Genomic DNA, 15,156 nt, shown 5'->3' with positions numbered 1-15,156 from the left:
GTCCTCAGCCTTTCACCCAGATGGGCGAGGACCAGGCCCGCTGGCCGTTCCTCTGGATCAGGCGCACGTAGTAGAAGTCCGTTCCCCCAGCGGGCGAGTCGTCCGCAGGGTCTTCCAGCGACAGGTCGACGCTTAACCTCTCGATCGGGTGGCCGCGATGCACCTTCAGCTTGAGATACGTCTCCATGCTGCGCCAGTGGGAGCCGTCGTTCGTGGGCGGCACGTCCTCCATGTAAGCGAGGTGTGACCGCGCCAGGACGTCGCGTGCCGACAGGCTCAGCCGGCGGCGGTAGCGGCCGGTGGCCATGGTCAGGTCGAATCGGGCGTCGGGCCGGCAGTCGGCCTCGACGGCCAGCACGTCGGCCGACCGGCGCGAGAATCCCCACGCCTCCGGCTTCTCCGTCCGCGACGTCCACGTGCAGAGGCCGCCTTCCAGATGATCCACACCGGTGCCCAGGCGCGAGGCCATGCTGCCGCGATAGCAGGGGATGGCCTGCCGCAGCCGGCCGCCCTGCAACTCCATCCGACCGGTCCAGTCGTGCGGGCCTTTCTGGTCCCAGCCCCATTCCAGCAGGAAGCGGACCCGTCCCGCCGTCCATGGCGTCGCGGGGCACGGCTCGGAGGAACTGCGCCAGATGCGGTTGTTCTTGAGGACGTCCAGCCGCTCGATCTCGTCCCAGGCGACGGCCGAGACCTGCAGGCTGCGCGCGCCCTCTGCCCGCACGATCGCGCCCATGGGCCGGCCGTTCAGCCGAAAGTCCAGGGCGATCCGGTCGCCGGTGATGCCGTAGATGTGCCGGTTGGCCATGGCCTCCCACAGGGCGGTCCGGGTGAGTTCAGGGGCATGGACGGCGATCAGGCCGTTGTCGTAGGCGCCGGGATGGTCGCCGTGGGAATCGCTGGAGGCCATGATGCCGAGCCGGTAGCCGCGCGCGAGTCCCTCCTGCACGCTTCCGCCCGCCGCGCCGGGTCCCATCCAGCTTCCCCGCGTGAGCAGTGGCCGAATGCCGTCGGGCTCCTCGGACGAGCCGTGGAGCGAGTAGAGTTCCACGAACGGCGAGAGGGCATCGTCATGGTAGTCCCAGTTCTTTCCGCAGCTTCCGACCGCGTAGCCGGTGTGATGCGGAATGACGAAGGCTTCCACCCCGCGAAGGGCATCGTAGAGTTCCGGCAGCGTGGCCGGCATGCGGATCGGCTGGTCGTAGTCGCGGTAGTAGACGTTGTGATGGCCGTACTGGTAGTTGGTCCACTCGTAGGCCAGGAGGGGCACGAAGCTTCCGGGCTGCTCGTTCTGGCGGCAGAGTTCCTGCACGTCGGCCCAGTGATCGTTCAACAGTTGGCCGCCGGCGCGCATCTTCCGGTAGTCGGCACTGAACACGACGGGGTCGTAGGCGTGATCGGCCATCGCCCAGAAGTCCAGGTGCGAGCGCGCGACGGCGAAGTTGTCCTCCGCGCTGCCGTTGCCGTCGCTCAGGGCGGTGTGCGTGTGGACCTCGCCCCAGAAGATGGTATCATCCGCCATTCTCCGTCTCCTTGAACTCCTGTGCGGAGTCCGGGGAGGATACCAGAGCGGGAAGCTCGCGGCAAACGCGCCGGCAGGCAAGAGAGGGAGTATAATGGCTGAGGCTTACGAAGTGCGGCCGGTCGGCACGGTGCGGCGCGAGGGCGATGAGAGCCCCTGCAGGATCGAGATCCGCCCGGAGTTCGAGCCGGCGCTGCTCGGGCTGGAGGCCGGCGACCGCGTCCAGGTGATCTTCTGGATGCACAGGCTCGACGCGGCCCGGCGGCACGTGCTGCAGGGACATCCGCGCGGCGACCGTTCGCGCGCCGTGCGCGGCGTGTTTGCGTTGCGCAGCCCCATGCGGCCCAACCCGATGGGATCCACGGAAGTCACGATTCGGCGGATCGAGGGCCTGGAGCTTGAGGTGGAAGGGCTGGACGCGTTCGACGGATCTCCCGTAATCGACATCAAGATGGTGGCCCGCACATGACACACAGATACACATACGGCCCGGTCCCGTCGCGGCGATTGGGGCGCTCCCTGGGCGTGGACCTGGTGCCGCACAAGACCTGCAACTTCGACTGCGTGTACTGCCAGCTCGGTCCCACCCCCCGGACGACCATGGAACGGGCCGAGTACGTGCCCGTCGACGACGTCGTCGAAGACGTGCGGGCGCGTCTGGCCGAGGGCGTCGACATGGACTACGCGACGCTGGGCGGCTCGGGCGAGCCGACGCTGCACAGACGCTTCGGCGAGATCGCCACGGGCATCAAGGCGGCCGGCCCGGTGCCGATCGCGCTGCTGACGAACGGCGGGCTGTTCCATCTGCCGGACGTGCGGGCGGCCTGCGCGGACATCGACCTGGTGCTGCCGTCCCTGGACGCCGGCGACGAGGAGACCTTCCAGCGGGTCAACCGGCCCCACGATGGACTGACGCTGGAGGGCCTGGTGGACGGCCTGGCGCGCCTGCGACGCGAGCACCCGGGGCGGATGTGGGTGGAGGTGTTCCTCATCGACGGCGTCAACACGTCCGACGGGCAGGTGGAGGCGCTCGGCCGCTGCATCGACCGGATCGACCCGCACCGCGTGCAACTGAACACGGCGGTGCGCCCGCCGGCGGAGGAGGGCGTGCGGCCGCCCGCCTGCGACCGCATGGAGGCGATCTGCGAGCTGCTGGGGCCGCGTGCGGAGATCATTGCGCCCGTGCGCGACTTCACGCCACTGCCCGGGGCCGCCGCTCAGCAGGCCGAGGTCCTCGCCATGCTGCGGCGGCGCCCCTGCACGGTGAAGGACATCGCCGACGGGCTGGGCATGCACCCGAACGAGGCGGTCAAGTGCGTGCGCGTCCTGCTCGACGAGGGGAGTGTGGCGCGCCGCCAGAGGCTGTACGAGACCTACTACGAGGCCGTCTCGCCCCGGGCCTGACCGTCGATGGCGGCCCGCCGTTGCCGCGTCAGTTCCACCTCGCGGGGTTCCTGCACCACCAGCGCCAGCCAGGCGATGCCCAGAACCGTGGGCAGAAGGGTGAGGCCGATCCCGCTTCTCAGGCCGATATGGCTGATCAGCCAGCCCGTCAGCACCGGGACGGTCCACAGGGCGGGCGCCAGCACGATGTTGCTGAGGGTGATGTGCGCCGTGCGGCTGCCGTGCGGGCAGGTCTCGAACAGCATGTTCACGTGCGAGACCCACGAGGCCCCGCTGGCGGCGCCGACCAGGGCGAAGGTCGTCGCGCAGGCGAGCGGCCCCGACCACAGCCAGGCCGTCAGGATCGCCGCCACCTGGCAGACGGCTCCCAGCACGACGCCGATCTTGTGCCCGGCGCGGTCCCCCAGAAGGCCCAGGGGGTAGCTGACCAGGCACTGCGCTATCGGCAGCAGGGCGCTGAGCATGATGACTGCCCCGGCCGTCAGCCCGCCGCCGTCGCCGCTTACGAAGAACAGCGCGTAGAACGCCGTCGCGCCCGACCCGAGCGTCATCAGCAGCCGGCCCACGAGGTAGCTGCGGAAGTTGCGCTCACGCAACGACTCCCGGAAGCGCGTCAGCAGGTGGCTGGCCGGTGTGGGCGGGTGGGGGGCGGACATGGACTCCGGCTCGCGCACCAGCCAGTAGACGCCGAGCGCCACGACGATGAACACGAACGAGACGACCGAGAGCAGGACGTAGTTGCCCGGGAACCGGAATGACTCGACCACCTTGCCCGCGGCCAGAGCGGCCAGGGCCGTGCCCAGCGGCGAGGCGGCGGCCAGCATGCCGATGGCGCGCCCCCGGATCTCGCGCCGGAACACCATCGCCTGCCAGTCCCACCAGAAGGGAATGGTCATGCCGCCGCCGATCACGCGAACGGCCAGGACCCCCAGCACACCCACCACGCAGAGTTCCCTGTGCGAGGGGGCCAGAAGGCAGACGATCAGCCCGATGCTCAGATACGTGGGGCCGGCAAACCCCAGGCTCCAGGGCACCAGCAGGCGTTTGGTCCGCACCCGTCGCCCGAACAGGAACAGGCCCAGCGGCTGCAGCAGCAGCCAGCCCGCCCAGAACAGGCTTCCCAGCAGCCCGATCTGGACTTCGCTCGCCCCCAGCGAAAGCAGGAGCAGCGGCAGGACCGACACCGACGAGAAGAACCCCATGCCGACGCCGAACAACCCTTCCCCGGCGGTGCACTTGTACGCATTGCACCGCTCGACGGCGGTCATCTCGAGGTTGTGGTCGTTCACGGCTGCTCCGGGGGTCCCGCCCGGCTGAAGGGACGTACGTCCCGCGACCGATCCCGGGTCAGTACCCCGCCGGGAGCCGCCTCGATCGGATCTCCTCGGCGATGCGGGCCGCGACGTCCTCGACGGCTACCGCCCCCTCGTTGCCCCCGTCGTGGCTGCGCACGCTCACCGTGCCCTCGGCCGCCTCGCGGTCGCCGACCACGAGCAGGTAGGGCACCTTGTCCACAATCCCCGCGCGCACCTTGTAGCCCATCGTCTCGTTGCGCTCGTCGCAGCCGGCACGCACGCCGGCGGCGCGCAGCCGCGCCTGGACGCCGCGGGCGTACTCCGCATGCGCGTCCGTGATCGGCAGCAGGCGCGCCTGCTCGGGCGCCAGCCATACGGGGAACCACCCGGCAAAGTGTTCGATGAGCCCGCCGACGAACCGTTCCATCGATCCGAGGACGGCGCGATGGACGATGATGCACTCGTGGTCCTTGCCGTCCTCGCCGACGTAGGTGACGTCGAAGCGCTTCGGCAGGTTCAGGTCCACCTGGATCGTCGGCCCCTGCCACTCGCGCCCGAGCGCGTCGAACAGCTTCACGTCGATCTTCGGCGCGTAGAAGGCCCCGCCGCCCTCGTCGATGTCGTAGGGCAGGTGCTTCGCTTCGAGCGCGCTCCGCAGCGATTCGGTGGCGCGTTCCCATTCCTCGTCGCTCGCCGCCTCCAGGTAGACCTCCGGCCGGGTCGCCAGGTACATCTTGTAGGTGTAGCCGAAGGTTCCGAGCATCTCCTCCACGAGGTCCAGCACGTCGATGATCTCGCCCCGCAACTGCTCCGGGGTGCAGAAGATGTGGGCGTCGTCGATGGTGAACCCGCGCACGCGGATCATGCCGTGCAGGGCGCCGCTCAGTTCGTAGCGGTAGACGGTGCCCAGTTCGGCGTACCGGATCGGCAGGTCGCGATAGGAGCGCATGCGGGTCTGGAGGATCTTGATGTGCCCCGGGCAGTTCATGGGCTTGACGCGGTAGAGTTCCCCGTCGATGTCCAGCGGGGCATACATGGTGTCTTCATACTTCGGGATGTGGCCGCTGCGACGGAAGATGCGTTCGCTGGCGATGTGGGGGGTGGACACGTACTCGTAGCCGCGTTCGTCGTGCACCTGGCGCCAGTAGTGTTCGACGGCCGCCCGCAGCGCGTAGCCGCGCGGATGCCACAGGGGCAGCCCCTGGCCGATCTCCTCGTCGAAGCTGAACAGGTCCAGTTCCCTGCCCAGGCGCCGGTGGTCCCGCTTCTCGGCCTCCTCGAGGCGATGGACGTAGTCCTCCAGATCCTTCTCGGTCGGCCAGGCGGTGGCGTAGACGCGCTGGAGCTGCGGGCGGTCGGAGTCGCCGCGCCAGTAGGCCCCCGCCACGCTGAGCAGCTTGAACGCGCCCAGCTTGCCCGTGTGCGGCACGTGCGGCCCGCGGCAGAGGTCCACGAACTCCGCCGCCTGGTAGAGGCTGACGATGCCCTCCTCGATCTCGTCCAGCAGCTCGACCTTGTAGACCTGGCCGCTCTCGTCCATCAGGCGGCGCGCTTCCTCCCTCGGCACTTCGCGGCGCACGAACGGCAGTTCCTTGGAGACGATCAGCGCCATCTCCTGCTCGATGCGCTCGAAGTCGTCCGCCGAGAGCGCCGCCTCCGGGATGTCGAAGTCGTAGTAGAAGCCGTCCTGGATGGACGGCCCGATGCCGAACCGGACGCCTGCGAAGAGCCGCCCCACCGCGCAGGCCAGCACGTGCCCCGCGCTGTGGCGCATGATCTCCAGCCCTTCGGGCGTGTTGATCGTGATGATCCGCAGCTCGCAGTCCTGCTCCAGGGGGACGTTCAGGTCCATCAGCACGCCGTCCACGGACGCCGCGACGGCGTCCTCGGCGAGCCGGCGGCCGATGGACGCGGCCACCTCGGCCGCGGTGGCGCCGGCCGGTCGGCGCACACGGGTGCCGTCAGGGAGTTGAATTCTCACGTTCATGGTTGCCTCACCGGAGGCCGGGGATGTTGGAGGGACTGCGTCCGTCCTGCCCATCGCCGTCCTCGTCCCGGGCCGTACCCGCCGCGCACGGAACGCCACGACGAGGATGGAGACGACGGCAAGGACGGCAGAGATCGACGGAGGCGGGACGCTGCCCGGAACAGACGACCTACAGGCATTATAAGGGGCCCGTCGGGGCTGTCAAGGCGTTCGCGGGCCAGTTGTCCACTCCGGGCATGTCCCGACCGCCTCGGCCCCGGCAGGGCGGGGGCCCCCGCAGGGCGGGGGCGCCGCAGGGCGCGGGCCGAGCACTTGCCGCGCTCGTGTGCGGGGGGCTATAATCCGGCGTTCCCGAGCACGGCCGTGGGGCCGAGTCCGCCCGCCGCCCATCCGCTCCCGAGGTTCTGGCGTATGGTCCTTGAGTACGAAGACTTCCGACTGCGCAAGCTGGAGGAGTTGCGCCGGCTCGGCATCGACGCCTACGGCCGGCGCTTCGACGGCGCCGTGCCCGTGCGCGAACTGCTCGACGGCTTCGAGCAGCGCCAGGGCGAGACCGTCCGCGCCGCCGGGCGCATCGCCACGCTCCGCGCCATGGGCAAGGCGACCTTCGCCCACATCAAGGACCGTACCGGGCAGATCCAGGTCTTCTTCCAGCTCAACCGCCTCGGGCCGGAGGTGTTCCACGTTCACGAACAGCTCGAACCGGGCGACATCGTCGGCGTGGAGGGCGAGCTGACCCGTACCCGCACCGGCGAGGTCACCATCTTCGTCGACGAGTTCGTCGTGCTCGCCAAGGCCCTGCTGAACCCGCCGGAGAAGTGGCACGGGCTGCGCGACGTCGAGAAGCGCTGCCGGCAGCGGTACGCCGACCTGTTCTCGAACGACGACGTCGCTGCCGGCTTTCGCCGCCGCATCGAGATCGTCGCCGCCATCCGCACCTACCTGCAGGAACGCGGGTTCCTGGAGGTCGAGACCCCGATGATGCAGGTCATCCCGGGGGGCGCCGCCGCGCGCCCCTTCCGCACGCACCACAACGCCCTGGACATCGACCTCTACCTGCGCATCGCCCCGGAGCTGTACCTGAAACGCCTCCTGGTCGGCGGCATGGAACGCGTCTTCGAGATGAACCGCAACTTCCGCAACGAGGGCATCTCGACGCGCCACAACCCCGAGTACACCATGCTGGAGGCCTACCAGGCCTACGCCGACTACCGTTCGATGATGGACCTGACCGAGGGCCTCATCAGCCACCTGGCGGGCGACGTCTGCGGCTCGCTGCGGCAGACCTTCGGCGAACGGGAGGTCGACTTCACGCCGCCCTGGCCCCGCCGGCCGTTCTGGAGCCTGCTGGAGGAGCACGTGGGCATCCGGCGCGGCGAGGTCGGCGCCATCCGCGCGCAGGCCGGCCGGCTGGAGCTGGAGGGCGCCGCCACGCAGCACCCCGACTGGCTGGCCATGCAGATCCTCGACAAGTGCGTGGAGGACCGGCTCGCCGGCCCCGTCTTCGTGGTCGACTACCCCAAGACCGTCTGCCCGCTGACCAAGGCCCGCCCGGACGACCCTGAACTGGCCGAACGGTTCGAACTCATGGTGGCCGGCATGGAGGTCGCCAACGCCTACACGGAGCTGAACGACCCCCGGGAGCAGGAACGGCGCTTCCTGGAGCAGGTCGGGCACGAGGAGGAGCGCGAGCGCGTGGACCGCGACTTCCTGCGCGCCCTTGCCTACGGCATGCCGCCGGCCGGCGGCGTGGGCATCGGCATCGACCGTCTCGTCATGCTCCTGACGAACAGTGCCTCGATCCGCGAGGTGATCCTGTTCCCCCTGCTGCGCCCGGAAGAAGACCTCTGACCGACGAGGCACCCCCATGAGCCGGCCGGACGCCGTACTGCGAGCGCAGGAGCTGGTGAAGGACTACCGCATCGGCCGCACGCGGCTGCGCGTCCTGCACGGCGTCAGCATCGAGGTGCGCCGGGGCGAGCAGCTCGGCATCGTGGGCCCCAGCGGCGCGGGGAAGAGCACCCTGCTGCATCTGCTCGGCATGCTGGACACCCCCACCGAGGGGCGCGTCTTCCATGGCGAGACCGACCTGGCCGCACTCTCCGGCGGGCAGCGGGCGGCCTGGCGCAACCGCCTGTTCGGGTTCATCTTCCAGTTCTACCACCTCCTTCCGGACTTCAGCGCCCTGGAGAACGTGGCGCTGCCCGCGCTGGCCACCGCCGGCGTGCGCGGCTGGCGCGATGCCCGCGCCCGGGCCTCCGAGAAGGCCATGCACATGCTGGAGATGGTCAGGCTCGCCGACCGTGCCCGCCATCGGCCGTCTCAGCTCTCCGGCGGCGAACGCCAGCGCGTGGCCATTGCCCGCGCCCTGATCAACTCCCCGGAGGTGCTGCTCTGCGACGAGCCGACCGGGAACCTGGACAGCGAGGCCGGCCGCCGCACCCTGGGGCTGCTGAATGAACTGCGCGAACGCACCGGCTGCACCCTGGTCATCGTCACGCACGACGACCGCATCGCGGACTCGGCCGACCGCGTCGTGTCCCTCGTGGACGGCCGCATCGCGTCGTAGCCGGGCGGATCGGCCCGGCAGTTGCGTCGGGCGGCTCCAGCCGCTACCTTGATTCCATTGGCACCGCGCTGCAGAACCACAGACCCGAAGGGGATTGCCCGTGGGACGCAAGATCTACATTGACGGGGAGTTCTACGAGAAGGACAAGGCGCGCATCTCCGTGTTCGATCACGGCCTGCTGTACGGTGACGGGGTCTTCGAGGGCATCCGCGCCTACAACGGACGCATATTCCGCTGCCGGGCCCACGTCGACCGCCTCTACGAGTCTGCCCGGGCCATCGCCCTCGATATCCCGATGACCAGGGACGAGATGGCGGCCAAGCTGCGGGAGGCCCTGGAGGTCAACGGCCTGACCGACGCCTACATCCGGCTGGTCGTGACCCGCGGCGTGGGCGACCTGGGGCTGGACCCCAACAAGTGCGCCCGCCCCTCGATCATCATCATCGCCGACAGCATCACGCTGTACCCGCCGGAACTCTACAGCCGGGGCCTCGACGTGGTCACCGTCTCCACGCTGCGCAATCACCCGAACGCCCTGAGCCCGCGCATCAAGTCGCTGAACTACCTGAACAACATCCTGGCCAAGATCGAAGGCCTCCAGGCCGGCGTGAGCGAAGCCATCATGCTGAACCAGGAAGGCTACGTGGCCGAATGCACCGGCGACAACATCTTCATCGTCCGCCAGGGCGCCCTTCTGACGCCCGGGCTTCACACGGGCATGCTGGACGGCATCACGCGCGGAGTCGTGATCGAACTGGCCCGGAAGGCGGGCATCGAGGTCCGCGAGACGATCCTGACGCGGTTCGACCTCTTCGTGGCGGACGAGTGTTTCCTGACCGGGACGGCGGCCGAGATCATCCCCGTCGTGCGCATCGACGGCCGGTCGATCGGCGACGGCAAGCCGGGCCCCATCACGGGCAGGCTGCTGGGCATGTTCCGCGAGTTGACCCGGAACGGGGGCGAATGACCGCCGGCCGCCCGCCGGGCCCTTCGCCCGAACGCGTGCTGCAAGGAGACTCGCCATGTTTCGCGTGTTTGCCGCAGGCCCGATCCGGGTCAAGGCCGGCTTCGAGGAATCCGTCGAACTGGCCGCTCGGTTCGGCTTCGACGGGGTGGCGATCGACCCGGGCTACGCACGGTCCGCCGGGCCGGAGACCGTCGTGCGGATGCTCCGGGAGCGCGGCCTGCAGGCCGGGCCTTGGGGCCTGCCGATCAAGCTGCTCGGGCCCGAGGCGGAGTACCGGGCGCAGCTCGAGGACCTGCCGGCCGTTGCCGAGTGCTGCGGCCGCATCGGCGCGCTCCGCGCGTCCACGTGGGTGCCCTGCGCCTCCGACGAGTCGCCCTATGCGGAGTTGTTCGACCTGCTTCTGAGCCGTGTGCGCGAGATTGCGGCGGTGCTGGACGCCCACGGGGGGCGGCTCGGCCTGGAGTTCGTCGGCCCGGCCACCCTGCGCGCGGGCAAGAAGTACGAGTTCATCCACACGATGGACCAGATGCTCACGCTGTGCCGCGCCGTGCCCACCGGGAACGTCGGCCTGCTGCTGGACGCCTTCCACCTGTTTACCAGCGGCGGCCGGATGGACGACGTGCTGGCGCTCTCGGACCCGCAGATCGTCAACGTACACGTCAACGACGGCATCGGCGGCGTGCCGGCCGAGGAGCAGCTCGACGGCGTTCGCGAGCTGCCCAACGCGGGCGGCGCGTTCGACTGCGCACGCTTCCTGGCGAACCTGAAGCGGATCGGCTACACGGGCCCGGTCATCGTCGAGCCGTTCTGCAGTCGCCTGGCCGGGATGCCCGCCGAGGACGCGGTTCGCGCCACCAAGGAGGCACTTGACGGCGTCTGGCCCGACTGACTGGAAACACAACACCCCGTGCAAGACCATCGGCAAGGAGGACTCCCATGCCCGCATCCGTCCGCCAGCGCAGCTTCGTCCTGACCGTCTCCGAATCGAAACGGCTCATCGCGCGCGCGCTCAAGCGCCATCCGGCCGTGATGAGGGCGCTCGCCCAGGGCACCGTCGTCGTTGCGAAGGGCTCGACGAACGGCTACGTCTACGAGGAACTCGCGCAGACCGGGATCGACAAGCCGCACTACTGCATGGGCACGACCAGACCCTCGCACGGCGCGGAATGGGCCCGGACCAGCGCGGACATCCCCGACCTCGTCCTGCGCTGCGGCGAGCCCCAGCACGGCGTCAAGGCCGTCGACGCGGTCGCGGACATGGGCCCCGGCGACGTCTTCATCAAGGGCGCCAACGCGCTCAACTACGACCTGGGCCAGGCTGCCGTCCTGGTGGGCCATCCCACGGGCGGCACCATGGGCGCCACCCTGGGCACGATCGTCGCCCGCCGCATCCACCTGATCATCCCGGTCGGCCTGGAGAAGAGCATCCCGGGCGACCTGACGGCCCTCTACCAGGACATGGCCGACGTCGGCCTCGACGGCGACGGTCCCATGCTCTGGCCGCTGACGGGCGAGATATTCACGGAGATCGAGGCCGTCGACCTTCTCAGTGGCGCCCGCGCCGCCCCGATCGCGGCCGGCGGCATCGCCGGCGCCGAAGGCGGCATCCGGCTGGCCGTCTGGGGCGCTCCCTCGGAGGTGGACCGGGCCGTCGGCGCCATCGAAGACATCCGGGGCGAGCCGCCGTTTCTGACGCCCTGAGCGACGCCGTTGGCCCTCGGAGAAGCCCGCGGGGGGGATGACCATGGACGCCGCCCCGTATCCCATCGTGCTCGCACACGGCATCTGCCGGTTCGACGAGCTGACGGACGTCGTCTTCCAGTTGGACGATGCGGCCGACGACCGCTTGCACTACTTCCGCCGGATACGCAGCACGCTCACCGGGCACGGCTACGACGTGCACCACTCGCACGTGAGTTGGGCGGGCGCGCTTGAGCGGCGCGCGGCCGAGTTGCGCGACGAACTGCTGCGCATCACCCGCGACTTCACACTGGCCCCGCGCGTCTACATCATCGCCCACAGCATGGGCGGGCTGGACGCGCGCCACATGATGTTCCGCTTCGGCATGTACGACCGCGTGGCGGGCCTCGCGACGGTCGGCACGCCGCACTGGGGCACGTGCTTCGCCGACTGGGCTCTGAGGCGGCTCGACGGCGCCGTCGACCTGGCCGTCCGCTGGGGCCTGGACCTGAACGGCTTCCGCGACCTGACGCGCGCGCGGTGCGCGGCCTTCAACGCCGAGTCCGACTCGGCCGAGCGTGCCGGCGGCGTACGGTTCCGCACCTATGCCGGTGCCCAGACCGAGGACCGGGTGGCCCTCTGGCTGCGCATCCCCTGGCGCATCATCGAGCGGGAGGAGGGCCCCAACGACGGGCTGGTCTCCGTCCAGTCCGCCCGATGGCGGGACGAGTACTTTGTCCGCACCATCGAGGCCGACCACCGCAACGAGATCGGCTGGTGGAACTTGCGCGACGCGGGCTCGGAGCACGCGCTGGACGCCTTCCGCCGCCGCATCGAGGCATTCTACCTCGAGGTCGCGGCCGACCTCACCCGCCCTGCCTGACGGCCGCCGTCCGTCACGGCTCGGTCCACGTCGGCGTCAGGCCGGCCGCCGCGGCGCGCGCTCTGTAGAACGCATCATCCAGGCGTTCGCTCGGCGTACCCATCCACCGGGCAACCGTCAGGTCCTCCGCGCGCAGCATGAGACGCCGGAGCCCACCGGGCGCGAGCGACGGCCACTCCCCGAACGGACCCAGCCCCGTCACCACGACCCGCGTCGCCCTGGCCCACGCCGCCACGGCGGGGTCCTCGTCCGCCTCCAGCGCCTCGACGTGCGGCCGCAGTGCACGGGCGCGCGGCCCCATGCGGCAGAGCAGGCGGAGCGCACCGATGCGCACGCGCCACGAGCCGGAGTCCAGGGCCAGGCCGAACTCCTGCGCCCAATCGTCTCCGCCCACCATCACGTCGGCCGTCAGGTCCAGCACCCGGTCGTCCGTGTGGCCCCCGGAGAACGCCAGCAAGCCCAGGGCCGCAGCGAGCGCTTCGGGCTCGTCGGCCAGCATCGTGCGGGCCGCCAGCAAGGCGGCGCCCTGCGAAACAGCCGTTTCGTAGTTCGCGCTCTCCCGGACGGCCTCGCGCAGCCGGGACACGCGGTCCGGATGAACGGGCCGCGGCGCCAGCGCCGCGAACGCGCAGACCGTCAGGGCGTCCGGCCCCCGATCGGGCGCGCGCTCGATCCGCGCCCATAGTGCGTCCGACAGCACGCCGCTGGTCCCGAGCTGCGGCGCGGCATGACACAGCATCTCCAGGATGGCGTCGTCGGTCACCTCGCCGTCCGCCATGGCGTCGGCGGCCTCCGCCCGCCAGTCCCGCGTCGTGTCGCCCCGGGCGGCCAGCGCCAGGGCAAGCACCAGGCGCTCGCGCGTGCCCGGCAGGCGGTAGTCTGCCATCGACGCGAGGGAGGCGGTCACCTGAGGGTCGGGGTGCCGGGCCATGGCCAGCGCCCCCGCCAGCGCCGTGACGCACAGGCGTTCGTCTTGCCGGTGCCGGAGGCTCTCCAGCCGCGCAAGGAGCAGCACGTCGGCGCCCGGTGCGCGCGGGGCGAGCACACGGGCGACCTCCCACGGCCACTCTCCGACGTCCTGCCTCAGCAGGCGCATGTCACCGGTGTCGAGCAGGGGGAGCAGCATTGCGTATTCCAGGGCCTCGCCCTCGGCCGCCATGGCGAGCTGCTGGATGGCCACGCGCCGCCGGACCCACCCGAACGGGCCGGCGTCGTTCGGCGAGACGGCGATGCGCAGCAGCGTGCCCACGCCCGCCTGCTCCTGGGCGGCCGTCCCCACCGCCAGCAGCCCGCCGATCAGGCAGACGACGGTCCATCGAACCGCCATGGTTCTCATCGTTCTGCTCCCATCCCGCCCGTCGGACGGGTCTCGGCACGGTTCCTCGGCTCAGGACGCCGCCTCTCGCGGTCCGAGGCGGCCTGCGGCGCGAGGCAGCGGCGCGGCCGTCACCGGTGGGCACGCGTCCACACACCCTCTGCCGAAGCATCATAGCGCTTTCCCGCTCGGGCCTCAATCCCGGAACGCCGGAGGCGGCCGTGTGCGGACATCCCCCTCAGGCCGCAACGGCGCCTTGGATGCGGGCGGGGCATGGCGTAGTATGGTGTCCTCCGCACCGACCGCGAGCAAGGGCAGGCCGCCACATGGCACCTCTGAGCGTTCTTCTTGGCGTCGGCGACGTTTCGGGCGATCTGCACGCCGCCCGGCTCATGCGTGCGATGCGCCGCCTGGAGCCCGACGTCCGGTTCGTGGGGCTGGGCATGACGCGCATGGCCGAGGAAGGCCTTCACGAACTCTCGGCCGACTGGGAGCGCGGCAGCGCCATGTGGATGCACAACGTGGCCCGACTGAACCGCCACCACCGCCGGCTGATGACCTGCTGCGACTACATCGATCGGGAAGGCGTGGACCTGGTGCTGCCGATGGACTTCGGTGGGTTCAACCTGTATCTGAGCCGCGAGGGGACGCGACGGGGCCTGCCCGTCTTCTACTACATCCCGCCCCAGGTGTGGGCTCACGCGGCCTACCGGCTGAAGAAGCTGCGCAGGTGGGTCACGCTGGCCGGGCTGATCTACCCGTTCGAGCCGCCGTTGTACGAACGCTACGGGGTCCCCGCGAGGTTCATCGGCCATCCGCTGTTCGACGAGATCGCGGAGAACCCGCCCTCGCCGGCGGCCGTCGAGCGCCTGCGTGCACGATTCGGCGCCCAACTGGTGGGCCTGTTCCCCGGCAGCCGGCTCCAGGAGGTGCGCGCGCACATGCCCATGCTCGAGGCCGCCTGCCGCATGATCCGGACGGCCGTGCCGGACGCGGCCTTCGTCCTGCGCTGTCCGCCTGCGCTGCGCGCGATGGCGGCGGCCCTGATCCGCGACGAACGTCTGATCGTGCTCGTGGACGACGTTACACCGCTGGAACTGGCGCGGGCCGCCCGCATCTGCCTGACCAAGTCCGGCACGATCACCCTGGAGATCGCCAGTCAGGGCACACCGATGGTCGTCTTCTACCGATGCACGCCGTTCCTGCTCTTCATCGCCTACGGGATCGCCAGCTCGCCCTGGGTGACGCTGGTGAACACGCTGGCCGGGCGGGAGGTCTGCGCCGAGAAGGTGATGCGGCGCGACGAGCCCGACTGGCTTGCGCGGCAGGGGCTGCGCCTGCTGCAGGATGCCGAGGCATACGAGGCGTGCCGGCGCGGAATGGCGGAGGCGCTGAGCGGCTTTGCCGTGCCCGGCGCGTCGGTCCGGGCGGCCGAGACGGCGCTCTCGCTGCTGTGAGCATACGCCGCGTGCCGGTTGACGCGCCGGCGGCCGTGCACTACGCTCAGAGGAACGCGTGACGCAACGGCAACAGC

Annotated in this window: 13 protein-coding genes; 9 read left to right on the top strand and 4 right to left on the bottom strand. The window is 70.3% G+C overall.

The window, feature by feature from the left end; translation table 11 throughout:
* Positions 1–4: 4 nt before the first annotated feature.
* Positions 5–1,522, bottom strand: a complete 1,518-nt coding sequence (locus GXY85_06715) for a DUF3604 domain-containing protein (protein NLW50522.1) — start codon at positions 1,520–1,522, stop codon at positions 5–7.
* A 94-nt stretch (positions 1,523–1,616) separates the two neighbouring features.
* Between GXY85_06715 and tsaA the strand changes: the two genes are divergently transcribed.
* Together tsaA and GXY85_06705 are read left to right on the top strand one after the other, a co-directional pair.
* A complete protein-coding gene (tsaA, locus tag GXY85_06710; GenBank protein NLW50521.1) occupies positions 1,617–1,991 on the top strand; it encodes a tRNA (N6-threonylcarbamoyladenosine(37)-N6)-methyltransferase TrmO in 375 nt (124 codons plus the stop codon).
* Entirely contained in the window at positions 1,988–2,926 is a 939-nt protein-coding gene (locus tag GXY85_06705; GenBank protein NLW50520.1) for a radical SAM protein, read from the top strand. Before tsaA ends, GXY85_06705 begins: the two co-directional genes overlap by 4 nt.
* Here GXY85_06705 and GXY85_06700 read toward each other — a convergent pair.
* Positions 2,899–4,215 carry an MFS transporter gene (locus GXY85_06700; protein ID NLW50519.1) on the bottom strand — a complete coding sequence of 439 codons (1,317 nt, stop codon included), beginning with the start codon at positions 4,213–4,215 and terminating at the stop codon, positions 2,899–2,901. The genes GXY85_06705 and GXY85_06700 overlap by 28 nt on opposite strands.
* A 58-nt stretch (positions 4,216–4,273) precedes the next feature.
* The gene (gene thrS / locus GXY85_06695; GenBank protein ID NLW50518.1) at positions 4,274–6,208 is read right to left on the bottom strand and encodes a threonine--tRNA ligase; all 1,935 of its coding nucleotides are present in this window, start codon (positions 6,206–6,208) and stop codon (positions 4,274–4,276) included.
* Positions 6,209–6,619: 411 nt separating this feature from the next.
* Here thrS and lysS point away from each other — a divergent pair, with 411 nt between their 5' ends.
* The 6 genes from lysS (at position 6,620) to GXY85_06665 (ending at position 12,307) form a co-directional block, all read left to right on the top strand.
* The gene (lysS, locus tag GXY85_06690) at positions 6,620–8,059 is read left to right on the top strand and encodes a lysine--tRNA ligase (GenBank protein NLW50517.1); all 1,440 of its coding nucleotides are present in this window, start codon (positions 6,620–6,622) and stop codon (positions 8,057–8,059) included.
* Positions 8,060–8,075: 16 nt separating this feature from the next.
* Entirely contained in the window at positions 8,076–8,777 is a 702-nt protein-coding gene (locus GXY85_06685; protein ID NLW50516.1) for an ABC transporter ATP-binding protein, read from the top strand.
* Between the two features lie 100 nt (positions 8,778–8,877).
* Positions 8,878–9,744, top strand: a complete 867-nt coding sequence (gene ilvE / locus GXY85_06680; GenBank protein ID NLW50515.1) for a branched-chain-amino-acid transaminase — start codon at positions 8,878–8,880, stop codon at positions 9,742–9,744.
* Between the two features lie 55 nt (positions 9,745–9,799).
* On the top strand, positions 9,800–10,633 hold the full coding sequence (locus GXY85_06675) for a TIM barrel protein (GenBank protein ID NLW50514.1): 834 nt from the start codon (positions 9,800–9,802) through the stop codon (positions 10,631–10,633).
* 47 nt (positions 10,634–10,680) lie between these two features.
* Positions 10,681–11,445, top strand: coding sequence for a hypothetical protein (locus tag GXY85_06670; protein NLW50513.1), 765 nt, complete (start codon positions 10,681–10,683; stop codon positions 11,443–11,445).
* A gap of 43 nt (positions 11,446–11,488) precedes the next feature.
* Positions 11,489–12,307, top strand: a complete 819-nt coding sequence (locus GXY85_06665) for a hypothetical protein (GenBank protein NLW50512.1) — start codon at positions 11,489–11,491, stop codon at positions 12,305–12,307.
* 13 nt (positions 12,308–12,320) lie between these two features.
* On the opposite strand, the gene GXY85_06660 is transcribed toward GXY85_06665, so the two are convergent.
* Positions 12,321–13,643 carry a hypothetical protein gene (locus tag GXY85_06660; protein NLW50511.1) on the bottom strand — a complete coding sequence of 441 codons (1,323 nt, stop codon included), beginning with the start codon at positions 13,641–13,643 and terminating at the stop codon, positions 12,321–12,323.
* Between the two features lie 305 nt (positions 13,644–13,948).
* Here GXY85_06660 and lpxB point away from each other — a divergent pair, with 305 nt between their 5' ends.
* A complete protein-coding gene (lpxB, locus tag GXY85_06655; protein NLW50510.1) occupies positions 13,949–15,079 on the top strand; it encodes a lipid-A-disaccharide synthase in 1,131 nt (376 codons plus the stop codon).
* The last annotated feature ends 77 nt before the right edge of the window (positions 15,080–15,156 follow it).

The sequence above is a fragment of the Candidatus Brocadiaceae bacterium genome, assembly GCA_012728835.1.
In the GTDB taxonomy this organism is placed as follows: domain Bacteria; phylum Planctomycetota; class Brocadiia; order SM23-32; family SM23-32; genus JAAYEJ01.
The sequence above is the reverse complement of the archived record's forward strand: the minus strand, read 5'-3'. Positions and strand labels throughout refer to the sequence as shown.